Raw genomic sequence first — 22,604 nt, 5'->3', positions numbered from 1 at the left:
CATCACATTTTTCAGCATCGATGGGATCACATAACCATGGCTCGAATGACGTTAGCGGTACATCCTCAGCTATACAGTATTCACAGCTTCAGCCCAGACAGTGAGTTAGTGCCCGAGGTGTTTCGTCAGCCCATGTTTTTCATCGGCAAGACCAAAGATGAACTCTCAGTGGTGGTTCCCGCCGAGCTGCAACTCGACAGCCTCGAAGAGGAGAGCGACTGGCGCTGCCTCGAGGTAGTCGGGCCGCTGGGTTTCTCCATGACGGGGATCCTCGCCAGCGTCTCAGGCACCTTGGCAGAAGCCAAGATCAGCATCTTTGCCATCTCTACCTTCGATACCGATTATATTCTGGTAAAGAAGGACAAGCTGCAACAGGCGATACAGGCGCTGAAGAAGACCAACTATCAGATTATTCATTACCAGGCCTAAGCGCCGCGCGTCATTTCCAAAGAGCGAGTTTATGTACCAAAAAACAGTCACCATCATGGCCGAGCACGGCATTCATACCCGGCCAGCCGCCCTGCTCGTGAAAGCTGCTAAGGCCTATGATTGTGACATCATAGTGGAATGCCAGGGCAAGCAGGCCAGCGCCAAGAGCCTGTTTAAACTGCAGACCCTGGGCCTTTATAAGGGCGTCGAGGTCAAGGTCAGCGCCGATGGCGAGCAGGCAAAGCCGGCGGTTGATACCGTTGCCGAACTGCTCATCACCTTAAGTTAACAGGAGTCAGGATGACGATGAGAGGCATAGCGGTATCGGCGGGCATCGCCTTCGGGCAGGCAAAGGTGCTACGCACCTATGAAAGCAAACTCGACTATCACCTCTTGCCTCCCTCCCAGCTCGCCCGCGAGCAGCAAAGACTCAATCGCGCCCTCAAGACCCTCATCAAACAAAGCCAGGCCTGCGCCGCCAAACTAGATCCCGAATCGGACAACTACCAGCTGATCGAAGCCGATCTCCTGCTGTTAGAGGATGAGGAACTGCTGACCGAGCTCAGCGACACCATAGGCAAGCGCCAGTTTTCAGCGGCACTGGCGGTGGAGCACAGCTTCGCCAAACAGGCCCAGGCGATGCAAGAGGCAGACTCCCCCTATCTCGCAAGGCGCGCCGAAGATGTGCTGAGTCTGGGTCAGCGCCTGATCCGCACCCTGCTTACCGGACACTGCGACAATCTCAGCCGCCTGCCGGAAAATGCTATCGTCCTAGCCAAAGATATTACCCCGGCCGAGTTCGCCACCCTGCCACTGGAGCGCATCAGCGCCCTGGTACTGCAGACCGGCGGCGTCACCAGCCATACCGCGATCCTGGCCCGCAGCGCCGGCATTCCCACCCTGATGAGCTGCCCCTGGCAGACGCTAGAGGTGACGGATGGCATGACGCTGGCGGTGGATGCCATCAATGGCGAGCTCTATGTGGAGCCCGACGAGACGCAGATAAGCGATCTCAACGCCCAGAAACAGCAGGCGGACGAGCGCAAGTCGGCGCTACTGGCCTTAAAAGGCACTGTCACTCAGACTAAGGATGGCCGCTCCATTCCCCTACTAGCAAATGTCGGCTGTATCAGCGAGATCAATCACCTGGCCGATGTGGGCGCCGAGGGGGTTGGCCTGTTTCGCACCGAATTTCTGTTTATGAACAACCATGAACTGCCGGATGAGAACCGCCAGTATCAGCTCTACTGTGACGCTTTGCAGCTGCTCGACGGCAAGCCGCTGACCATTCGCAGCATGGATCTGGGCGCCGACAAGGAAGTGCCCGCCCTCGCCATGGACAGCGAGGAGAATCCGGCATTGGGCCTCAGAGGCGTCAGGTACACGCTCGCCCATCCTAAGCTGTTCAGTGCCCAGCTCAGGGCGATCCTCAGGGCCGCCAACCATGGGCCTATCCGCCTCATGTTTCCTATGGTCAATCAAGTAGAGGAACTCGAAGCGGTACTTGCGCTGCTGGAGCAGTGCAAACAGGAGCTTGTGGAGGCGGAGAAAGGCTTTGGTGAACTCGAGCTTGGCATAGTGGTGGAAACCCCGGCGGCGGTGTTTAATCTTGCCTCCATGCTCCCGCTGCTGGATTTTGTCAGCATAGGCACCAACGATCTCACCCAATATACTATGGCCGCCGATAGGGCCAATCCGCTACTGATCGACCAATATCCGGTGCTCTCGCCGGTGATCATCCGCCTGATCGCCCAGATTATCGAACAAGCCAAGGCCGCCAAGGTGCGGGTCTCCATGTGTGGCGAGCTGGCCAGTAACCCCAGCGCTACGGCGCTCCTGATCGGCCTTGGGCTCGAGGAGTTTAGCGTCAACCTGGCCTCGCTACTGGAGGTTAAACAGGCCCTCAGTCGTTGGTCTTACCCAGATTGTGTCGAACTTGCGCACAAGGCCTTGCAAATTTCGCGCATCGATGCGTTAAATCAATTATTAACACACTGTCACTCTTGATAATTTTTGAGTATGCTAGGCATAATTTATCACGACACTACCGCGTGCTAACACAGGGGCAAGTTAATGGGATTTTTGAGCCGCATAAGACGTTTAATTTCTGGTCAACCACCCATCACGGGCGGCATCGACGTGTACGCGCCAGTGTCGGGCGAGATAGTGGCTATCGAGAAAGTGCCTGATGTGGTCTTTGCCGAGAAGATAGTCGGCGATGGCATCGCCATCGCGCCCAAGGGCAAGCAGATAGTGGCGCCGGTAGATGGCACCATAGGTAAGATTTTCGAAACCAATCACGCCTTCAGTATTGAGTCACCCCAGGGACTCGAGCTGTTCGTGCATTTCGGCGTCGGCACGGTAGAACTCAGGGGCAACGGCTTTACCCGTCTGGCCGAAGAGGGTCAGCAGGTTAAGGCTGGCGATCCCATACTCGAATTCGATCTCGACTACCTCAAGGCCCATGTCGAGAGCCTGCTCACCCCTGTGGTGCTGGCGAACATGGAAGATATTCAGGGACTGGACAAGCGTCACGGCAGTATCGAAGCCGGTAAAGATGTGATCTTCTCGGTTCAGCTTTAATCCCTATCCTTACAATTAACGGATCACTCTCCGATTGATATACCTATCGCTTTCCCCGGTGCGTTAGCGCCGGGCAGCGGCTTCTCACCTAAACCTGGGTGATTTTTTTTCAAACAGACACTTGTGCTCTGCTTACCCCTTGAGGCAGACGCGACTCGGTGCCACAATAACCAAAAAAACTGACCAGCAAGTAACAGCACTTGCCAGCTAAGCTGGCCAAAGTAACTGACACGAATAAGACATCACAACGTTTCTGGTCAGACGTTACTTCATACGGAGAATCAGATTTTGACCCTATACGGTATTAAGAATTGCGACACAGTTAAGAAAGCCCTCAAATGGCTCGATGCCAACCAACAAGCCGTCACCTTTCACGATTTTCGCGTCGATGGCCTCACCGAAGCGCAGCTTAACACCTGGGTCGAGCAGATCGGCTGGGAGAGCCTGTTCAACAAACGCAGCACCAGTTTCCGTAACCTGAGCGACGCCGAGAAGGCCGACATAGATCAAGCCAAAGCCGTTGCCCTCATGCTCACCTATCCGACCCTGATCAAGCGTCCGGTGCTGGAACATCAGGGAGAGCTCAGCGTCGGTTTCAAGCCGGCACAATATGAGGAGATCTTCAGCCGATGAGCCAGGATGTCCTTACGCTGGCACAGGATCTGATTGCCAGAGCCTCGGTCACCCCGCTAGACGAAGGTTGTCAGCCACTGATGGCCAATCGCCTCGCGGCCAAGGGGTTTAATATCGAGCCTATGGTGTTTGAAGACACCACCAATATGTGGGCCCGACGCGGCGATGGGGGCCCGCTATTTTGCTTTGCCGGTCATACGGATGTGGTGCCTGTGGGCGATCTTAATCGCTGGCACACGCCCCCCTTCGAGCCCGTGGTGATCGACGGCTACCTTCACGGACGCGGCGCTGCCGACATGAAAGGCTCACTGGCCGCCATGGTGGTCGCCACCGAGCGTTTCGTCGACAAGCACCCGGATCACAAAGGCTCCATCGCCTTTCTGATCACCAGCGACGAGGAAGGCCCCTTCATCAATGGCACTACGCGGGTGATCGACACCCTGGAGGCCCGCAACGAGAAGATCACCTGGTCTCTTGTTGGCGAGCCATCATCTACCCATAAGCTGGGGGATATCGTCAAGAATGGCCGTCGCGGCAGCCTCACGGGTAACCTGACGGTCAAGGGCGTTCAAGGCCATGTCGCCTATCCCCATCTGGCCGACAACCCCATTCACAAGGCGGCTCCCGCCCTGGATGAGTTGGCGCGCATGAAGTGGGACAACGGCAACGAGTTTTTCCCGCCCACCAGCTTCCAGATAGCCAACATCAATGGCGGCACCGGCGCCTCTAACGTGATCCCAGGTAGCCTGGAGGTGATGTTTAACTTCCGCTACTCCACCGAAGTTACCGCGGAGATCTTGATCCAACGGGTGCTCAACATCTTAGATGCCCATGGACTGGACTATGAGATCAGCTGGATCTTCAACGGCCTGCCGTTTCTCACCGACGCGGGCCCACTACTGGACGCCACCCGCGAAGCCATCTATGAGATCACGGGCACAGAGACCGATCCCCAGACCTCGGGCGGCACCTCAGATGGGCGCTTCATCGCCCCCACGGGCGCTCAGGTGATCGAGCTTGGCCCGGTTAACGCCACCATTCACAAGGTCAATGAATGCGTCAAGGTCGAGGATATCGAACAGTTGGCCAAGGTGTATGAACGTATCCTGGAAAAACTGCTTTGCTAACCCCAGACGCCAATAGCCGTAAGGCCGCCGAAGCCCCAGCTAGCACTAGCGAGCAAAACCAAAGCGGCCTGGATCTATACGGCGATGGCAACTTGCCCCTGATGGATTGTCAGGGGCACAGATTGGCCGCCGAGTGCGCCGCCCAGTTCATCAAGATGCAGACAGCCGCCGCCATTGACGGCATAGAGATAGCCATCTGCTCTAGCTACCGCGATTTTGATCGCCAGCTCGGGATCTGGAATGCCAAGGCGAGTGGCAAAAGGCCTGTTCTAGACAAGGCCTCTCGCCCCATAGATATCCATAGCCTAGACGACAATCAGCTGCTGGATGCCATCTTACTCTGGTCGGCCCTGCCCGGCATGTCGCGCCATCACTGGGGCACAGATCTCGACCTGTTTGATGCTATAAACATCAGCCGTGAATCGTTACAGCTCATCGAAAGCGAATATCACCCGGGCGGCCCCTGTCATCAGCTGCATCTGTGGTTAATGGCAAATGCCGCCGATTTCGGCTTCTATTTTCCCTATCAGTTAGGGCTAAGTGGCGTTAGCCCAGAGCCTTGGCACCTGAGCTATTATCCCCTCGCTGATACATATCTGGTTGCCTTCGATACAGATAAGCTTAAGGCGCGGCTGGAGCAGGCGAATATTGAGCTTAAAGCCCCTATTCTCACCCGTCTGGATACGCTGGTTTCGCGCTACGTCCATTTCGTCGCGCCCTCACCAAACGGGCCGGTTAACCCCATTATCAAGAAGTGATTTCACATGAACCTCGACAGTTTTCGTCACAGTTTCAATCTAAACGGCCAGCAGATGAGCTATCTGGATATCGGACAGGGTCCGGTACTCCTGCTGGGGCACAGCTACCTTTGGGATAGCGCCATGTGGGCGCCGCAGATCGCCCACCTGAGCCAGCACTACCGCTGTATCGTGCCCGATCTCTGGGCGCATGGTCATTCAGATCTGCTTCCAAACGATTGCCGCTCACTCAAACATCTGGCCGAGCATTACCTGGCGCTGATGGACAGCCTGGAGATCGATGAGTTTTCCATTCTTGGCTTGTCAGTTGGCGGCATGTGGGGCGCCGAGTTGACCCTGATGGCGCCGCGCCGGGTAAAGACCCTGGTGATGATGGGATGTTTCCTCGGCTTCGAACCTGAAGTCAGCCGCGCCAAGTATTACGCCATGCTCGATGCCATGACCGCCGCAGGCCAACTAGCTGCGCCGCTGATTGAGCAGATAGCGCCGCTATTCTTTAGTGATAATGTCGAGCAGACACAGCCCGAGCTTATCGCTTCCTTCAAGGCGTCCCTCGCTAGCCTGCCGCCCGCGCGACTCGACAGCATATCACGCCTCGGCCGCATCATCTTCGGTCGCCGCGACATCATGGAAGATATCGAACAGCTGACCCTGCCGACCCTTATCATGACGGGCACCCAGGATAAGCCCAGACCCGTGCTGGAAGTCTATCTGATGCACGATGCCATCGACGGCAGCGAATTTTTGCATATCCCGGAGGCGGGACATATCTCGACACTGGAACAGAGTGAGTGGATCAATCAGCACCTGAGTGACTTTTTCGGAAAGCACTTAAGATAAGGCGAACATTCAGGTCGACGGCTATCCAGATTAGCCCTAGTTTAGGGATAGCATCTAGACTGAGTAGACCAGCAGGGTAACTATTTGATGTTAGAATGCTGCCCTGCAAAATCTTCTTCATAGACATGATTTTAACTAAATGAAACTACTTAAACCTTTGTTCGACAACAACCGCCGCTGGGCCAACCGCATCCTGGAAGAGAATCCTAAGTTCTTTGAACAACTGGCCCAACAGCAAAATCCCGAATATCTGTGGATTGGCTGCTCGGACAGTCGGGTACCGTCGAACCAGATCATCGACCTCATGCCGGGCGAGGTGTTCGTTCACAGAAACATCGCCAACATGGTGATCCATACGGATCTCAACTGCCTCTCGGTGCTGCAATATGCCGTCGAGGTGCTCCAGGTCAAACATATCATGGTGGTCGGCCACTACGGCTGCGGCGGCATCAAGGCCTCCATGGGCAATGACAGATTGGGACTCATTGACAACTGGCTGGGTCATATCCGCGATATCCATCGCCTGCACGCCAAGGAGCTAGCCGAGCTTGATGAGAAGACCCGCTTCGATCGCCTGTGTGAGCTCAACGTCATCGAGCAGGTCGGCAATGTCGCCAGCACCACCATAGTGCAAGACGCCTGGGAGCGCGGTCAGAAGGTGGCAGTACACGGCTGGATCTACAGCGTCGAAAACGGCCTGCTGTCGGATCTCGACGTCACGGTAGACAACGAAACCTTCGCCCGCCGCTAGGCTAAATTCTCCATCAGATACAGGCCAGCTCCCCCTGTTGGACAGGTCTGCACCCCATTCAGAACTGGCAATCCCAGCGCATGATGGTCAAATCATGCGCTATCGCTAAGCCCCCTCGCCTAAAAGCCAAAAAAAGCCGCTTATTTCAGTAAATATTCCTTAATAAACATCGCAGTTTTGCACCCATCGCGTTTATAATTCGCTTTGATTTATTTTTCGCGCCGCGGGCGCAGCGAATGCTAAGGAACTATTCCATGCCTGGTTTTGAATTATTTGGTCCTGAAGAGAAGCAGGAAGTTGCTGACGTAATGGAAAACGGTTTTACCTTCCGTTACAACTTTGATCACATGCGTAATGACCGCTGGAAGACGCGTGAGATGGAGCAACTGCTCTGCGAAAAGATGAATGTCAAACACGCCCACCTGCTTTCGAGCGGTACCGCTGCCCTGCAGACGGCACTGGCCGCCGCAGGTATCGGCGCAGGCGATGAAGTGATCGTTCCTCCATTTACCTTCGTGGCCTCTGTCGAAGCCGTATTCATGGCCGGCGCCGTCCCCGTATTTGCCGAGATCGACGAGACCCTGTGTCTGTCACCAGAAGGCATTGAAGCCGCTATTACCCCACGCACCAAGGCAGTAAACCTGGTTCACATGTGTGGCTCTATGGCGAAGATGGATGAGATCAAGGCTATCTGTGAGAAGCACAACCTAGTGCTGCTGGAAGATGCCTGTCAGGCGATCGGCGGTAGCTACAAGGGTCAGGCACTGGGCACTATCGGCCATGTAGGCTGCTACTCATTTGACTCTGTTAAGACCATCACCTGTGGTGAAGGCGGCGCGGTGATCACTAATGATGAGACCATCTATAACCACGCCCATATGTTCTCTGACCATGGCCACGACCATGTCGGTAACGATCGCGGCGCAGAGAGTCACCCTATCATGGGTCTGAACTTCCGCATCTCTGAGATGAACTCGGCGCTTGGCCTTGCGCAGCTGCGTAAGCTAGACACCATCATCGACATCCAGCGCAAGAACAAGAAGCTGCTTAAAGATGCCATGGCCGAACTGCCAGAGGTGAGCTTCCGCGAGATCCCGGATCCTGAAGGTGACTCAGCAGGTTTCCTAAGCTTCATGCTGCCTACCGAGGCCCGCACCCAAGAGATCAGCAAGAAACTGGCCGAAAATGGCGTTGACGGCTGCTTCTACTGGTATGTGAACAACTGGCACTACCTGTCAAACTGGAAACACATTCAAGAGCTTAAATCACCAGCCGCTCTGCCGATCACATTAATCGCCGACAAACCTGACTATACTCAGGTGTCTGTGCCTAAGTCTGATGCCATCATGAGCCGCACCATTTCGATGTTGATCAAGCTCTCTTGGACTGAAGAAGAGATCGCCCAGCGCATCGAGAACATCAAGCGCGCCTTCGCCGCTTAATTAGCGTCTCTCAAATTCCCTGTCGCAGCGGCCAACTCGGCTCTGCGACGTTACTTTTTACACTAGATGTCTCAATGGAGAATGCTGTAATGAGTTTTAAAAATTTCAAATGCGTACCGAAAATGATCTTTGGTCGTGGTTCTTTCGCGCAACTGGATACAGTGCTCGAGGAAGAGCGTAAGCAAGGCGACGATTTCGTGGTCTTCCTGATCGATGATGTGCATCAGGACAAGCCCCTCGCCCAGCGCGTACCTGCTAAACCACAGGATCTTGTGATCTACGTGAATGTTGACGACGAGCCAACCACAGAGCAGGTAGACAAGCTCACCGAGCAGGTGCAAGCCTTCAACAGCAAGCTACCTGTCAGCGTTATCGGTCTGGGTGGCGGTTCCACCATGGATCTGGCCAAGGCAGTATCACTCATGTTGACTAACCCAGGTGGCAGCGCCATGTACCAGGGTTGGGATCTGATCAAGAACCCTGCGGTGCACCATATCGGTATCCCAACGGTTTCTGGTACCGGCGCCGAGGCCTCTCGCACCGCGGTACTATGTGGCCCTGTTCGTAAGCTAGGTCTGAACTCTGACTACACAGTATTCGACCAGATCATCATGGACTCTGAGCTGATCGACGGCGTGCCGACAGATCAGTGGTTCTACACGGGTATGGATTGCTACATCCACTGTGTCGAGTCGCTACAAGGCACCTTCTTGAACGAATTTGCCAAGGCCTTCGCCGAGAAGTCTATGGATCTTTGCCGTGAAGTCTTCCTGGACGATCACCCAGAGAAGGATGACAAGCTGATGATGGCCTCTTACATGGGCGGCATGAGCATCGCCTACAGCCAGGTTGGTGCCTGTCACGCCGTTTCATACGGCCTTGGCTATGTACTGGGTTACCACCATGGTATCGGTAACTGTCTGGCGTTCGACGTGCTGGAAGAGTTCTACCCAGAGGGTGTGGCCGAGTTCCGTCAGATGATGGACAAGCACAACATCACCCTGCCTAAGAACATCTGTAAAGATCTGCCAGATGAAACCATCGCTAAGATGGTTGCCGTCACCAAGAGCATGGGACCACTATGGGCCAACGTCTATGGCGAAGGTTGGGAAGAGAAAGTTACCGACGAGATGTTGACTAAACTGTTCCGTCGAATCTAACCTGTAAGCTCAAGGTGTAAGGGGCTCCTAGTGAGCCCCTTCTCTTATGCACTGCCGCACACTGTAACTGATAGGTATATCCAAATGAATGTGACTCTGTTAATCCCAGCACGCTATGGTTCAAGCCGTTTTCCGGGTAAGCCATTGGCGCCGATTAACGGTAAGCCGATGATCCAGCACGTTTACGAGCGTGCGGCACTGGCAAAAGGCCTAACTGCCATCTATGTGGCCACCGACGACCAGCGCATCAAGGAGGCCGTTGAAGCCTTTGGCGGTAAGGTAGTCATGACAGATGCCAATGCAGCCTCCGGCACCGACAGAATCGAGGATGCCATCACCCAGCTTGGCTTGGCGGACGATGATCTGGTGATCAACCTGCAGGGCGATCAGCCACTGATCGACCCTATCTCCATCGAGCAGATCATCACACTGTTTGAACGTCACCCTGGGGAGTTCGGCATGGCGACCCTAGGCTATGAGATCACCGAAGAGCATGAGCTTGACGATCCCAAGCACGTCAAGATGGTGTTCGACAATCAATATAACGCCCTCTATTTCTCTCGCGCCCGTATCCCCTTCGGCCGTGACACAGACGACTACCCGGTTTACAAACACCTGGGCGTGTATGCCTACACGCGCGAGTTTGTCAGAACCTTCAATAAGCTGCCACTTGGCCGTTTAGAAGATCTCGAGAAGCTTGAGCAGCTGCGCGCACTGGAACATGGCCACAGGATCAAGGTTGCCATCAGCGCCTTCGACTCGCCCGAGGTCGATACCCCAGAAGATATTCGCATCTGCGAAGCACGCCTTGCGGTAGACTAGCCGTTACTGAATCAGGAGAGGGAAATAGCCATGTCGAGTCTCGAAGTCTGGCTCATCATCATCTTAGTGCTTGGGGTGATCGCCAGTAACCTGGCGGTGCTCAAATACAGCAACAAGTTTAAGATGACGCAATTTGGCAAGCCCCATCATAAGCCTGAGGTAAAAAACCAAGGCGCTAATGACAAACATGGCAAAGATAGCCTAAACAAAGCTGACTCAGATAAAGCCAGCCCAGACAAAGCTATCGCAGATAAAGCTAGCGCAGATAAAACCAGCGCAGATGAAAATAGTCACTAGACTCAACGATTTCGCATCGCTACAGAAAAGGCTTACCCAGGTAAGCCTTTTTTATTGCCCTTAATTTCTGAGCCTTATTTCGTCAGCTCAAACATTTCACTTTCCTATTGGAACAGCATAGCCCTGTGCCCCAATGGCTGGGTTTCGTCCCGGCTCAGCACTAAGGTGTAATTGCCCGTCTGATCAATAGCCTGCGCATCCGACTGATACACTAAGGTCAGGGTGCCGTTATCCTCCTTGTGTACCAGGCTGATATCATAATCGCCTGTCGGCAGGTTGATCTGCGCCAGCTCGGTGAAGTTCAAGTAAGTCAGCTTATAGGCCGCCGTATCTATGGTCTCCCCATCGCGCACTAAGTAGAGATCCAGGCTGTCGTAAGTGTCGATAAGATTGGCTACCGTCAAGGTATGCTCGAAGGCGTTCGGCCTGTGATCGTGGGCGATGGTCATGCCCAGGGTTTCCCCCGCCTTATTATCATAGATAACTAAGGTCTTACTCTCATCCTGGTTGAAGGTCACCAGCAGGTTATTGGCCAGCAGATCAGCAGAACCTGCATTGAACACGCTAACGCCATAGTCGTTGTAATCTATCGCGCTGAAATCACTCAGGGTATGGGGCGAAAGCGCCTCCAGGTTAATATTCTGGGCATCGCTGCTCAGCTGTAGATCGAGCGATCGCGCCTGGTTCATGGCGTTGTAGACCCTGAACTCGGCGTCGGCATCTTGATTGACATACCCCACAGGCGTGCCGGTCGAGTCGACATTATCCACAACTAACTTAGGCTCACCCGGACCAAAGCTGTTATGCAGCACCAGCTTATTGACCGTCTCGCTGGTTAACACCATGGTACTGGTGTGAAATACCGGCTGACTCTCACCCGGCTCAGTCAGATAGAGCACATACTCCCCGGTATCCAGCATCACAGCCTCTGTGTTCTCTTTGTAGCTGAGGCTGCCCAGTAACTCAGCCTCACTGAAGCTCGAACCGACCTTGGCCAGGTACAGATCATAGGCCCCCTCGTCCATGGCCCCGTGCACCGCCAAGATCTGCATCTTGCTCTCGTCGCTGTCGGCGTCATCGTTGATCTCATCCATCTCGCTGCGCTCATAACGTATGTCTAAGTATTCGCTACTCTCATAGTCGCCGATAAGAACAAACAGGTGATTGTCGCCATCTTTGAGATCCAACGAGAATTCATGCAACTCGACCGTATCACCACCTGCATCATAGCCGCGAATACTGGCCTCGGCCTCTCCTAGCGCATACTGATAGCGAGGCAAGGCATCACTGAACTCCACCGCGGTATAGGCATGCTCATCCAGCACCAAGTGGGTCGCTACACTGTTGGGCGAGGCGTTATAGAACTGAATGTAGGCCGCGGCATCACTGCTAGTCTCATCCGAGTCACAGGCAGCGATCATCACAGCCACCCCAGCCAGCAGAGCCAATTTCCAATTGCGTTGTTTAATTAACATAAATTTCCTTAACAGAATAATTACAAAGGCCTTACCTATGACAAACTTTTTGCGTCAAGAAATGTCAACCTGGGTAATAGACTGAAAAGGAGTGAATGCGCTGTGCATGCTTGGCTTTAGCTATGTCTAGTGCCATGTCGGCAAGTGCTCTGGACTTGCCTATCTGAATTGTAACTAAGCCATAAAGTAAAAAATAGCAAAGCAAAGAAACAGCCAGGAAAACAGTGGATACCTAAGCTAAGTAGTAAATCAAAAACAAAAAAGGCCAGCCCAGACAGGACTCGCCTTTTAGTTAGTGCTAATGAATGCACAAGGTCCAGATATTAGCGTGACGTATTAGTCGCTATCGCCTTATGCACTTAACGTAAAAATCAGGCCTTAAAATTTGATCTTAAAAATCAAACTTTAAAGTCAGACCTTTAAACGAGCTGGCGACCAATAAATAGCTATTACACCTGATTATGAAGAGAGACTCTTCACCCAGGCCTCGGGATCGGCGACGATAAACTGATAGCGATCCCCATTGCTGAGGCTCACCTGGATCCCATCTGGCGTGATTGGTAAGATCCCAGCGCCCTTGCCCCAACAAGTCTCGACCTTGACGATCTCTTTGAGTGGCAGGTGGTATGGGCCATAGAGGCAATCTGAGCTAAAAGATTTGAAGTCGAGCGCTTCTCGACTCATGCTGAGGCGTCCATCGACTCGAATGGCGTTTTTCTGCAGTGTTGCAGGCGCCGACTTGGGTTGATGCTGCTTAGTCTCGATTGATAATGTCATCTGCATTCTCCCTGTTGCAACCAAGTTCTGATTTCACTCTACTATATTCGCCGCCACTTGTTAATGAGACGTTAGTGGTCAAATCCTATTATTTAGGTATTTTGAATTAAGTTTTTTGCTTTAGTTTTTAAGAACCTGTCAAGCTAACAATACAGGTCCAAAACCTCTGCCACCTCTTTATCTAAAAAACAGATAAGTGTCTTACTGATACAAAAAAGGCCAATCTTGTGATTGGCCTTTTAACTTATCTAGTCGGCATTTCTTAAGCCTGACTCATGATGCTGATCTTGTGCAAGTTCGGCCTCCAGTCGCTGACTGATCTCCTCCGGCGAACCGGTATTTCTGGCGATCAGGCCATAGGCCACAGGGATCACCAACAGGGTAAAGAAGGTCGCCAGTATGATGCCCGATAGGACAACCACACCGATCACGAAGCGGGTCTCGGCGCCAGCGCCCTGGGCCAATACCAGCGGAATAGCCCCGGCCGCGGTGGTGATCCCTGTCATCAGGATAGGACGAAGACGCTGGCTTGCCGCCTGGATAATCGCTGTTTCGAATGCGATCCCTTTATCCCGCAGCTGGTTGGCAAATTCGACGATCAAGATACCATTCTTGGCCGCCAGCCCCACCAGCATGATGATACCTATCTGGCTATAGATGTTCAGGCTCTGGCCCGTCAGCCAGAGGCCGATTAGGGCCCCCAGGGTGGCCAGAGGTACGGTCAGCATGATCACCATAGGGTGAATATAGCTTTCGAACTGAGCCGCAAGTACCAAGAAGACGATACCCAGGGCCAGCAGGAAGACGAAATACATCGAGCTGCCAGACTCCTGATAGTCCAGAGACTGACCCTTGTAGCTGATCACCGCCTCGGCCGGCAGATAGGTGTAAGCCAGGTTGTTGAGGTATTCCAGCGCCTCACCCAGGCTATAACCATCGGCCAGGTTGGCCTCTATGGTAATGGCGCGCATACGGTTGTAGCGGTTTAGCTGACTGGCGTCGGCAAACTCCTCCACCGACACTAAGTTCGCCAGCGGGATCAGCTCACGGCTGCGGTCCGAGCGCACATAGATGTTGCTCAGATCGCTGGCGGTATTCTGATTATCACGGTTCCCCTCGATGATCACGTCATACTCTTCGCCGTCGCGCATGAAGGTGGTCACCAGACGCGAGCCCAGCATAGACTCCAGCGTGCGCCCTATGTGCGAGATAGAGACCCCAAGGTCCGCCGCCCTGTCTTTGTCGATCACCACCCTAAGTTGAGGCTTAGTCTCCTGATAGTCGTGATCTAAGCCGACAAGGTTAGGATTCTCCTTGGCCTTCTCCAACAAGATGTCACGCCACTTAGCGAGTTCTTCATAGCTTGGGCCTCCCAGCACAAACTGCACCGGCTTACCTACGCCGCGACCGAAAGCCTGACGCATTACGGGGAAGGCGCGCACACCGGCGAGATCCGACAGACGGGCACGAATGTCACCTATGATCTCAAAGGCGCTGCGACGGTCCGCCCAGTCTTCCAGAACTATGATCGCCATGCCGTTAGAGAAGTTGGCACTGCGACCAAAGCCGCGTGGCGCACGAATAAGCAGACGCTTAATGTCACCGCTGTCCACCAGCGGCATCAGGCGATTTTCAATTTCATCCATGTAGGGGCTGATATACTCGAAGCTTGCCCCCTGAGGTCCGTTGACGATCAGGAACATCGAGCCCCTATCCTCCTGAGGCGCAAACTCCTGCGGCACCTTAGTCATCAGATAGCCGCTAAGGCCTAAGGCAATAACCACCAGCGAGCTGACGATAAAGGGGTGGACCATGGCGCGCTTGAGCGTGCCACGGTAACCGGCCGACAGCCAGTTCATGCCCGCATCTATCTTGCGTACCAGCCAAGGATCTTGTCCGGCAGGCTTAAGCAGCTTAGAGCACATCATAGGGCTAAGAGTCAGGGCCACCAGGCTCGAGAAGATCACCGCGGCGCTCATGGCCACCGCAAACTCCTTAAACAGCTTACCCAGATCTCCCTCAAGGAAGGTGATCGGCATAAACACGGCCACCAATACCAGGGTGGTCGCCACCACGGCAAAGGCCACCTCACGAGAGCCCAGGAAGGCCGCCTTGAGCGGCGAATCACCCTCCTCGATGCGTCTGTGGATGTTCTCCAGTACCACGATGGCATCATCCACCACCATGCCGATAGCCAGAATCATCGCCAGCAGGGTCAGCAGGTTAATGGTGTAACCCAGGGCGTAAAGCACGATAAAGGTCGCCATCAGGGAGACTGGTACCGTCAGCGCCGGGATTAACATGGCGCGCACGCTGCCCAGGAAGAGATAGATCACCACAATCACCAGAAACATGGCGATAAACAGGGTCTGATACACCTCCTTGATAGAGGCTTCGATAAACACTGAGCTGTCGTAGGAGCGTTTGATCTCCATGCCGGCAGGCAGTGTCGGATTGATCTTATCCACCAGGGCGTTGGCGGCGCGGGCCACTTCCAGGGTGTTGGAGGTCGATTGCTTGGAGATCCCAAGGCCTATCATGGCCTCGCGGTTACCACGGAAGGTAATACGCTCCTCTTCCGAGCCAATCTCCACCCTGGCCACATCACCCAGCTTAATGAGGTAACCATCTTCCCCTTCGGCCAGTACCAAATTATTAAAATCTTCCGCCGTCTTGAAGGTACGCTCCAAACGTACTGTAAAGTGTCTGTCCTGAGACTCCACCGAACCAGCCGGCAGCTCGACGTTCTCCGAGCGCAGCACAGATTCGATATCCGAAACTGTCAGGTTACGGGCCGCCAGGGCCTGTCTGTCGATCCACACCCGCATGGCGTACACCTTACCGCCACCGATACGAATATTTGCCACACCATCGATCACCGAGAAGCGATCGACCAGGTAACGGCGGGCATAGTCGGTGAGCTGCAAGGTGTTCATCTGATCCGAGACCAGGTTAAGCCACATGATCACCTCATCACCGCCATTGGCCTTCTGCACCTCTGGGGGATCGGCCTCTTCCGGCAGGTTGTTGAGTAGACCCGAGATGCGATCGCGGACATCGTTGGCCGCCGCCTCGATATCACGACCGACGTCGAATTCCAGGGTCACGGAAGAGCGACCATCGCTGCTGGAGGAGTTGATGTTGCGGATCCCTTCGACGCCGCTGATCCTGTCTTCCACAAGCTGGGTGATGCGACTCTCCACCACGGCGGCACTGGCACCGCGATAGTTGGTTTGCACCGAGACGATCGGCGGATCGATATTAGGATACTCCCTCAGGGGGAGTTTTTCGAAGGAGACCAGACCGAAGGCGATTAATAACATGCTGATGACGGACGCAAAAACCGGTCGTTTTACCGACAAATCCGTCAAGATCATGCTAGCGGCTCCACCTTAGCTTGTTGGTTGAAACTGAAATGTTCGCTGTACTGCACCTTGACGGTATCGCCTGGGCGCACCTTGAGAATGCCGCGCACCATCACCTGCTCGCCGACATCGACACCGCCCACTATCTCCACCCAGCCGCGTTTACGCAGACCAAGTTGCACCTGACGACGCTCGACCACGTTTTCATCATTCACCAGATAGACGAAGTGATCTTTCTGAATTGGGATAATGGCCGCCTCAGGGATGATGAGTGCTTCGCGGCTCTGCTTGATAAGCTTCACCTTCATCAACATACCAGGTAGCAGACGCATTCCCTTGTTGGGGATCTCGGCCCGCACCGTCACCGCGCGGGTGGTTGGGTTGATGCGGCTATCGACAGAGACCACCTTACCTGTGAAGAGCTCGCCTTCGAAGGCCACGGCGCTGGCCTCGACCGACTTACCTATCGCCAGAGACTGCAGGAAGCGCTCAGGCACGGAGAAATCCAGTTTGATGGTGGAGATATCATCTAAGGTGGTGATCACTGTACCTGGAGTTACTAGGCTGCCCTGACTCACCTGACGCAGGCCCAGGCGTCCTGAAAATGGCGCCAGAATACGTCTGTCCTTGAGGGAAGATTCTGCCTGCTCCAGCTCGGCCTTGGCGGTATCGATAAGGGTCTGCAGCCTGTCGCGCTCCAGTGCCGCCACCGTCTGACTGGTGACCAGTGAGCTGATACGCGCCAGTTCACGCTCATGATCTTTCATCTTCACCCGGGCCACAGTCACGCGAGCGATCTGCTCTCTGTCTTGCAAACGCACCAGAAGCTGGCCCTTGTCGACCATCTGACCGTCGTTGAAATTAATCTCGGTCACCATGTCGGTGACCTTTGGGGTCACAGTGATAGATTCGTTGGCCTTGCCGGTTCCCAGGGCCTCGACCTCGTCACGAATCGGCTGCATTTCGGCCTTTGCTACTACCACGTTAGGCGTAGGCCGCCCGCGGGGCCCCTTAGGCGTTTCGGTTTGCTGAGTGAAATAGTAGGTGGCGGCGCCCGCCGCTAAAAGCATTGAGATTATTATCGTTTTTTTCATCAATCTTCCGAAAGAATGCGCGTTATGTTATCGGTAGTTTACCTAGGAATATAAGTGCTTCAAGGCGTTTTACCTTTGCTTACAAACTTAACACACCATTTACATTCTCGCCCGACGTGAGCGACAAAAGAGTATGGTTTCAATCACAAAATGACACGTTGGATCATCTATATAGGTGGGACTCTGACAGCATAAGCAGTAGCTTTTCCTCGCTGACGGAGGGATTCATAAATTCCCCCTGACCATAGTCGCAACCCAGGGCCTGCATCGTCTGATACTGCTCACGGGTTTCAATCCCCTGCGCCAGAGTATCGATATTCAGCGTACTGGCGAGATTGATGATGGTCTCCAAAATAACCTGGTTGTCATAAGCCATCTCCATGGGGCTGATGAGCCCTTGGGCTATCTTGAGGCGATTGAACCTGAACTCCTGCAGATATTTAAAAGTAGCGTGGCTGGCACCTACATCATCCAGGCTCACCAGCACACCGAGGGATTTTGCCCGTGCGATACAGCTAACTACCGCCTCAAACGAGGCGCCTAGGCTGGATTCAGGGATCTCTATGCCAAGATAAGATGCCAGCTCAATGCCCTCCCCAGCCATTCTCTGCAGCTCATCAAACAAGGCGCAGCCGTCACTGGCGATGTTCACGCTGAGGCGAAACTCCTCGGGATAGGCGCCATGATAACGCTTAAGATGAGCCAGGATAAGCTTAGCGACCACGGCATCCACCAGCTCGAGGGCGCCTTGTCGGCGCAGCGGCGCAAGCAGTCGTCGTGGTGAGATGGTACCTAGTCTTGGATGCTGCCAACGTAGCAACGCCTCTGCCCCAAGGAGTTTGCCATCCTTGAGCCGGTATTGAGGTTGAAAACTGAAATAGAGCTCGCCTTGATCTGCGGCCTGCTGAAACGCCTGACATATCTGCGTCTCCTGCAGTTCTGCCTGCTCGCCACTTGTGAACACACAAAGCCTATGGCGCCCCATCAGCTTGGCCCTAAGTAGAGTCTGATCGCCCCGGCGCAATAGATCCGTCGCCGCCATCCCGGATAAGAAACAGGTCACCAGCCCCATGCTGACGGACAGATTAAGCGAGATCCCGCCGAGATCTAACATGGCTTGCATCTGCTCTCGCAGCGCCTCTACCCGCTCGAGGCACTGCGCCTCAGAATTGATATCCACCAACAGCAGGCCAAACTGATCTCCCCCGAGTCGGCAGAAGGTATCCTGGCTCGCTATTGCGGCATGGATGCGCTCGGCAAACACCTTAAGTAGCTCATCACCCAGATGGTGACCATAGGTATCGTTAACCGCCTTAAAATGATCTATGTCCAGCAACACCAAACCAAGCCCTTTAGAAGAGGTCTCGTCGATACACGCGTCGTTCAGCTTGGCGATGGCCTGATTGAGCCGGTCAATAAACAGAGTGCGATTGGGCAGGCCAGTTAAGCCATCATAGAGGGCCATCTCGGTGAGATTAGCCTTGAACTTCATGCGACTGATGGCGTTACGTATATGCTTGGCGGTAAACACCAGCAGCTGTTGATCGGCTTCGCTATAACGATAATCACCGTGATAACTCTGCACCACAACGATGCCGCGAAACGCCTCGTCGCCAAATGGGACGCCGAGCCAGGCCGTCGGCATCGCGCCATTGATGACTATCTCCCCCTGATCCACCAGCGCCTTAATCTGCGCCTCACCGGCCAACAGCGGCCGATTCTTAAGCAGTGCATAGCCAGTGATCCCAAGACGTGTCGGTAATAGGGGCAACTGGGCGTCTTCTTCAAGCTGATCGTACTGATCGACATGATAGGGAAAGTGCAGGATTTGGCCATCATCACTGAGCAGCGCCACATAGAAGTTGTCAGCCTTAAGCAGGCGAGCGATACAGGTGTGCAGCTTTTGGTAGAACGCCTTGATCGAGTCGGTCTCGAAGATGATCTCGGCGATGGCAAACAGGGTATCTTGGATCTTGCTGGCATATTCCAGCTCGGCTACCCGCTTTTGCAGCGTCACCAGATTATTGGCCCTGTGGATCTTCAGCGCCGCGATAGAGGCCAGTGCGAACAAGATCCGCTCATGCTGGGGCGTATAGAAATTCTTCTTTGGATGTTCGGTATCTATCACCCCAATCACCTCCCCCTCCATCAGTATGGGCACGGCGAGCTCGGAGAGCCTTGGGGCATCATCGACGATATAGTTGGGGAACAGCCGGGTGTCGGCAACATTTAAGGGTTGCTTAGTCTTGGCCACGGTACCGACCACCCCTTCCCCCAGCTTAAGTTCTATGGGCGCGAGGATCTCATGGCCGCTAGGATTCTTGTCGCCGAAGCTCGCCTTCTGCACCAAGACGCCCCGGACGGGATCCAACAAATAGACGACCACATCGTCGAACCCCAGCTGGGAGACCACATTCTGCGCCAGATGCCAGAGGATCTCATCCACGCCGCTCAAAGAGAGCATGTCGATGGCAAACTCACTGATGATCTTTAGATATTTTGCGTCTACATCCTGCAGTGGCACCTTAGCTGGCATCTCTACCTCGGCCTATTAACCCCATCAAACTTATGACTGACAATCTGACTAACTATATGGCATAGAAGGCAGGTACGCCATCTACTGCCACCCTTAAGTAGCCACACTAAACTGGCAAACCTAAGTTTGGTGCCTGTGCTTTAAATTAAGTAGTTAAAGGAGGGAGAAGCAAGGAAGAGGTGCGGTCTGAAAAAAAAATCTATACTCAAGCGCGATGAAGCTATAAATGCGCGCAAAAAAAGAGGCCTAGTGGCCTCTTTCTTCATCTAACCATTTCTCTGACTGAGTTGAGCTTATCTAACCTTGCGGTCTTCGCTCATCAGCTCGGCCATGCCATCGTAGACGGCCTCGACCACTTCATTGCTCACAGGACTATCTTCCTTATCTTTAAGGTAGATACGAGTCTTAGAAGTGTCGCTCTTGTCTTGCTCAATCTGCAGACGATACGAGCCCTCTTCCATCGGCAGCTTCTTATCACTCCACAATGAACTCCAGAAGCCCGAATCGTCGCTCACATTGATATAGTAGAGTCCCTTGTTGCTATCCATATCGACGATCTCAAAGCCCAGCTCAGGCAGTACGATACGCAGACGGTCCCAGGTACGGCTGTAGCTGGCGTCCGCCAACCAGAAGCTTTGCTCTGGCGTCTCGTTTTCGGCAACCGCAGGCGCCTTAACCAGATCCACATCGATACCCAGGCTCTCACGCAGGCGCTTGGCCTTAATCGCCTTAGCGCGCTTGACGCTCATGTAAGCGATGGTGTTGTTGAGCATATCCACCGTGTAGCGGCGCTTATCTTCACCGGTAAGCAGAATATCCTGCGCCTTACCATCGAAGCTCTCTTCGTGATCAATCAATTCGATAGCAAGGTTACCGCTGCGGCCGTGAGGACGCACGTTGACGCTGAAACGATAGCGTTGACGTACCGAATATACTTCATCGGAGCCCCACAGAGATGAATCGATAACTTCTTGATTTTCAATCCAATCAGTTTCTATCACACCCGTATCTCTATCCTCTTTAAGGATCTTGATCTCGTGCTGACTAAAATATTCATCCAAGATACCGAACAGCTCACTGCGCAGATCGATATCGTTATCGATAGACTCGACCACGATCTTGATGCTGTCGCTTGACTCCTCCACATGGGTACCTTCTGCCATCGGCAGTACCTGTAGCGGCGGACGAATGTCGAGTTTCTTGCCAACCAAGGTCTTGTCGACCTTACTGCCGACCTCAGGAATATCGAATTCGGTATTGTATTTCGGCTGATTCAATCCAGCTGGGATCACCAGTTTGGGCTGAGACGTCACATTGGCGTATTCGTCATCGCCATTAGCCTGGCGTCTGTCGATAGGCGTGCTGCAGGCCGTAACGGCGGCAACCAGTAGGATTGGGGTGACTTGCTTTAGCATCTAATTATTGAACCTCTATTCCGGCATTCTTCATCGCTTCTAGCAACAGACCATGATATTGCTCGGAAAGTTCCGTTAATGGCAAGCGAATATGTCCTTGGCTGATCAGCCCCATACGATGCGCCGCCCATTTCACAGGAATCGGATTGGCCTCGCAAAATAGCGCGCTGAACAGATCTTTCATTGGCGCCTCGGCCTTCAGGGCACCCTCGAGATCGCCCTTAAGGGCCGCATCGCACATCAGCTTGAACTGCTTAGGCACTATGTTGTTGGCCACAGAGATCACGCCATTCCCGCCCAGAGTAAGGAACTCACGGGCCGTGGCGTCATCACCGCTGTAGAGCATGAAGTCATCGCCACACAGCTCGCGCAGCCTAGCCACGCGGCTTAGATCGCCGGTCGCTTCCTTCACGCCTATGATGTTTGGCACCTCGACCAACTGGGCAACGGTTTCGGGCAACATGTCCACCGAAGTACGGCCGGGCACGTTGTAGAGAATTTGTGGGATATCGGTTGCGGCCGCAACGGCGCTGTAATGGGCAACCAAGCCTTTAGGTGTCGGTTTGTTGTAGTAAGGCGTTACACCTAGCATGGCGGCCACACCTAGGTTGGCCTGCGCCTTGGTCAGCTCGATCGCTTCGGCGGTGGCGTTTGCACCATTACCACCTATCACTGGGACGCGTCCGGCGGCAAATTTTACCGTGTGGGCAACCACTTCAATATGTTCTGAAAGAGGTAAAGTGGCTGACTCGCCAGTCGTGCCGACGGCAACGATGGCGTCAGTACCCTGTTCAATATGGTACTCAACCAACTTCTCGAGACTTGCATAATCGACTGAGCCATCACGATTCATGGGTGTGATTAAGGCTACGATGCTTCCGTTTATCATGTGATTTCCCCAAGGATTCAGGACTGGCTATGGTACTGATGCTCACAGGTAAAAACAAGCATAAGTATCCCTAGATCACAGAGAATGATAACACCGCTCCCCATAGGTCAAATGTTTGACTCTTTATCACGACAGGGATCTCAAAACTGATAACTTGTGATAGCATAAGCCACCTAAAAAACGCCGACATTATTCAATCGTCGCTTATTTG

Annotated in this window: 20 protein-coding genes; 13 read left to right on the top strand and 7 right to left on the bottom strand. The window is 53.8% G+C overall.

Features of this window, described 5'->3' with window-relative positions; genetic code table 11:
* The first annotated feature begins 36 nt into the window (after positions 1–36).
* The 13 genes from AYI87_RS02060 to AYI87_RS02000 all read left to right on the top strand — a co-directional run bounded on the left by AYI87_RS02060 (position 37) and on the right by AYI87_RS02000 (position 10,842).
* Entirely contained in the window at positions 37–429 is a 393-nt protein-coding gene (locus tag AYI87_RS02060; protein WP_011865665.1) for an ACT domain-containing protein, read from the top strand.
* Positions 430–460: 31 nt separating this feature from the next.
* The gene (locus AYI87_RS02055) at positions 461–718 is read left to right on the top strand and encodes an HPr family phosphocarrier protein (RefSeq protein WP_011865664.1); all 258 of its coding nucleotides are present in this window, start codon (positions 461–463) and stop codon (positions 716–718) included.
* Positions 719–729: 11 nt separating this feature from the next.
* Positions 730–2,436: a phosphoenolpyruvate--protein phosphotransferase gene (gene ptsP / locus AYI87_RS02050; RefSeq protein WP_144199149.1), complete on the top strand. Its 1,707-nt coding sequence runs from the start codon at positions 730–732 to the stop codon at positions 2,434–2,436.
* Positions 2,437–2,502: 66 nt separating this feature from the next.
* Positions 2,503–3,012: a PTS glucose transporter subunit IIA gene (gene crr / locus AYI87_RS02045; RefSeq protein WP_011865662.1), complete on the top strand. Its 510-nt coding sequence runs from the start codon at positions 2,503–2,505 to the stop codon at positions 3,010–3,012.
* Between the two features lie 288 nt (positions 3,013–3,300).
* A complete protein-coding gene (locus AYI87_RS02040) occupies positions 3,301–3,645 on the top strand; it encodes an ArsC family reductase (protein WP_144199147.1) in 345 nt (114 codons plus the stop codon).
* Positions 3,642–4,772, top strand: coding sequence for a succinyl-diaminopimelate desuccinylase (gene dapE, locus AYI87_RS02035; RefSeq protein ID WP_144199145.1), 1,131 nt, complete (start codon positions 3,642–3,644; stop codon positions 4,770–4,772). The genes AYI87_RS02040 and dapE overlap by 4 nt, the downstream gene beginning before the upstream one ends.
* Positions 4,766–5,530, top strand: coding sequence for a M15 family metallopeptidase (locus AYI87_RS02030; RefSeq protein WP_144199143.1), 765 nt, complete (start codon positions 4,766–4,768; stop codon positions 5,528–5,530). Before dapE ends, AYI87_RS02030 begins: the two co-directional genes overlap by 7 nt.
* Before the next feature lie 6 nt (positions 5,531–5,536).
* Complete coding sequence (locus AYI87_RS02025; RefSeq protein ID WP_144199140.1) at positions 5,537–6,370, top strand: alpha/beta fold hydrolase; 834 nt, start codon at positions 5,537–5,539, stop codon at positions 6,368–6,370.
* Positions 6,371–6,509: 139 nt separating this feature from the next.
* The gene (gene can, locus AYI87_RS02020) at positions 6,510–7,121 is read left to right on the top strand and encodes a carbonate dehydratase (protein WP_011865657.1); all 612 of its coding nucleotides are present in this window, start codon (positions 6,510–6,512) and stop codon (positions 7,119–7,121) included.
* 254 nt (positions 7,122–7,375) lie between these two features.
* Entirely contained in the window at positions 7,376–8,563 is a 1,188-nt protein-coding gene (kdnA, locus tag AYI87_RS02015; protein ID WP_144199138.1) for an 8-amino-3,8-dideoxy-alpha-D-manno-octulosonate transaminase KdnA, read from the top strand.
* 89 nt (positions 8,564–8,652) lie between these two features.
* Entirely contained in the window at positions 8,653–9,723 is a 1,071-nt protein-coding gene (gene kdnB / locus AYI87_RS02010) for a 3-deoxy-alpha-D-manno-octulosonate 8-oxidase KdnB (protein WP_144199136.1), read from the top strand.
* An 84-nt stretch (positions 9,724–9,807) separates the two neighbouring features.
* Positions 9,808–10,545 carry an 8-amino-3,8-dideoxy-manno-octulosonate cytidylyltransferase KdsB gene (gene kdsB, locus AYI87_RS02005; protein ID WP_144199134.1) on the top strand — a complete coding sequence of 246 codons (738 nt, stop codon included), beginning with the start codon at positions 9,808–9,810 and terminating at the stop codon, positions 10,543–10,545.
* A 30-nt stretch (positions 10,546–10,575) separates the two neighbouring features.
* The gene (locus tag AYI87_RS02000; RefSeq protein WP_011865653.1) at positions 10,576–10,842 is read left to right on the top strand and encodes a DUF2897 family protein; all 267 of its coding nucleotides are present in this window, start codon (positions 10,576–10,578) and stop codon (positions 10,840–10,842) included.
* Between the two features lie 104 nt (positions 10,843–10,946).
* Here the strand turns inward: AYI87_RS02000 and AYI87_RS01995 are convergent, their stop codons facing one another.
* The 7 genes from AYI87_RS01995 to dapA all read right to left on the bottom strand — a co-directional run bounded on the left by AYI87_RS01995 (position 10,947) and on the right by dapA (position 22,393).
* Positions 10,947–12,317: a hypothetical protein gene (locus AYI87_RS01995; RefSeq protein ID WP_144199132.1), complete on the bottom strand. Its 1,371-nt coding sequence runs from the start codon at positions 12,315–12,317 to the stop codon at positions 10,947–10,949.
* Between the two features lie 459 nt (positions 12,318–12,776).
* Positions 12,777–13,094, bottom strand: a complete 318-nt coding sequence (locus AYI87_RS01990; RefSeq protein ID WP_144199130.1) for a hypothetical protein — start codon at positions 13,092–13,094, stop codon at positions 12,777–12,779.
* Between the two features lie 248 nt (positions 13,095–13,342).
* Positions 13,343–16,471, bottom strand: a complete 3,129-nt coding sequence (locus tag AYI87_RS01985) for an efflux RND transporter permease subunit (protein ID WP_144199128.1) — start codon at positions 16,469–16,471, stop codon at positions 13,343–13,345.
* The gene (locus AYI87_RS01980) at positions 16,468–17,553 is read right to left on the bottom strand and encodes an efflux RND transporter periplasmic adaptor subunit (RefSeq protein WP_144199126.1); all 1,086 of its coding nucleotides are present in this window, start codon (positions 17,551–17,553) and stop codon (positions 16,468–16,470) included. The genes AYI87_RS01985 and AYI87_RS01980 overlap by 4 nt, the downstream gene beginning before the upstream one ends.
* A 163-nt stretch (positions 17,554–17,716) precedes the next feature.
* The gene (locus AYI87_RS01975; RefSeq protein ID WP_144199124.1) at positions 17,717–20,089 is read right to left on the bottom strand and encodes an EAL domain-containing protein; all 2,373 of its coding nucleotides are present in this window, start codon (positions 20,087–20,089) and stop codon (positions 17,717–17,719) included.
* Between the two features lie 293 nt (positions 20,090–20,382).
* Positions 20,383–21,504: an outer membrane protein assembly factor BamC gene (gene bamC / locus AYI87_RS01970; RefSeq protein WP_144199122.1), complete on the bottom strand. Its 1,122-nt coding sequence runs from the start codon at positions 21,502–21,504 to the stop codon at positions 20,383–20,385.
* 4 nt (positions 21,505–21,508) lie between these two features.
* Positions 21,509–22,393, bottom strand: coding sequence for a 4-hydroxy-tetrahydrodipicolinate synthase (gene dapA, locus AYI87_RS01965; protein WP_144199120.1), 885 nt, complete (start codon positions 22,391–22,393; stop codon positions 21,509–21,511).
* Between the last annotated feature and the right edge of the window lie 211 nt (positions 22,394–22,604).

Source organism: Shewanella sp. KCT, assembly GCF_007636505.1.
Classification (GTDB): Bacteria; Pseudomonadota; Gammaproteobacteria; order Enterobacterales; family Shewanellaceae; genus Shewanella; species Shewanella halotolerans.
This window is presented reverse-complemented; position numbering and strand designations above follow the sequence as displayed.

Excerpts from the sequence above, each read along its gene's own strand:
- AYI87_RS02060 (WP_011865665.1), top strand. The coding sequence starts at position 37 with ATGGCTCGAATGACGTTAGCGGTACATCCTCAGCTATACAGTATTCAC.
- AYI87_RS02055 (WP_011865664.1), top strand. The coding sequence starts at position 461 with ATGTACCAAAAAACAGTCACCATCATGGCCGAGCACGGCATTCATACC.
- ptsP (WP_144199149.1), top strand. The coding sequence starts at position 730 with ATGACGATGAGAGGCATAGCGGTATCGGCGGGCATCGCCTTCGGGCAG.
- crr (WP_011865662.1), top strand. The coding sequence starts at position 2,503 with ATGGGATTTTTGAGCCGCATAAGACGTTTAATTTCTGGTCAACCACCC.
- dapE (WP_144199145.1), top strand. The coding sequence starts at position 3,642 with ATGAGCCAGGATGTCCTTACGCTGGCACAGGATCTGATTGCCAGAGCC.
- AYI87_RS02025 (WP_144199140.1), top strand. The coding sequence starts at position 5,537 with ATGAACCTCGACAGTTTTCGTCACAGTTTCAATCTAAACGGCCAGCAG.
- can (WP_011865657.1), top strand. The coding sequence starts at position 6,510 with ATGAAACTACTTAAACCTTTGTTCGACAACAACCGCCGCTGGGCCAAC.
- kdnA (WP_144199138.1), top strand. The coding sequence starts at position 7,376 with ATGCCTGGTTTTGAATTATTTGGTCCTGAAGAGAAGCAGGAAGTTGCT.
- kdnB (WP_144199136.1), top strand. The coding sequence starts at position 8,653 with ATGAGTTTTAAAAATTTCAAATGCGTACCGAAAATGATCTTTGGTCGT.
- kdsB (WP_144199134.1), top strand. The coding sequence starts at position 9,808 with ATGAATGTGACTCTGTTAATCCCAGCACGCTATGGTTCAAGCCGTTTT.
- AYI87_RS02000 (WP_011865653.1), top strand. The coding sequence starts at position 10,576 with ATGTCGAGTCTCGAAGTCTGGCTCATCATCATCTTAGTGCTTGGGGTG.
- AYI87_RS01995 (WP_144199132.1), bottom strand. The coding sequence starts at position 12,317 with ATGTTAATTAAACAACGCAATTGGAAATTGGCTCTGCTGGCTGGGGTG.
- AYI87_RS01990 (WP_144199130.1), bottom strand. The coding sequence starts at position 13,094 with ATGACATTATCAATCGAGACTAAGCAGCATCAACCCAAGTCGGCGCCT.
- AYI87_RS01985 (WP_144199128.1), bottom strand. The coding sequence starts at position 16,471 with ATGATCTTGACGGATTTGTCGGTAAAACGACCGGTTTTTGCGTCCGTC.
- AYI87_RS01980 (WP_144199126.1), bottom strand. The coding sequence starts at position 17,553 with ATGAAAAAAACGATAATAATCTCAATGCTTTTAGCGGCGGGCGCCGCC.
- AYI87_RS01975 (WP_144199124.1), bottom strand. The coding sequence starts at position 20,089 with ATGCCAGCTAAGGTGCCACTGCAGGATGTAGACGCAAAATATCTAAAG.
- bamC (WP_144199122.1), bottom strand. The coding sequence starts at position 21,504 with ATGCTAAAGCAAGTCACCCCAATCCTACTGGTTGCCGCCGTTACGGCC.
- dapA (WP_144199120.1), bottom strand. The coding sequence starts at position 22,393 with ATGATAAACGGAAGCATCGTAGCCTTAATCACACCCATGAATCGTGAT.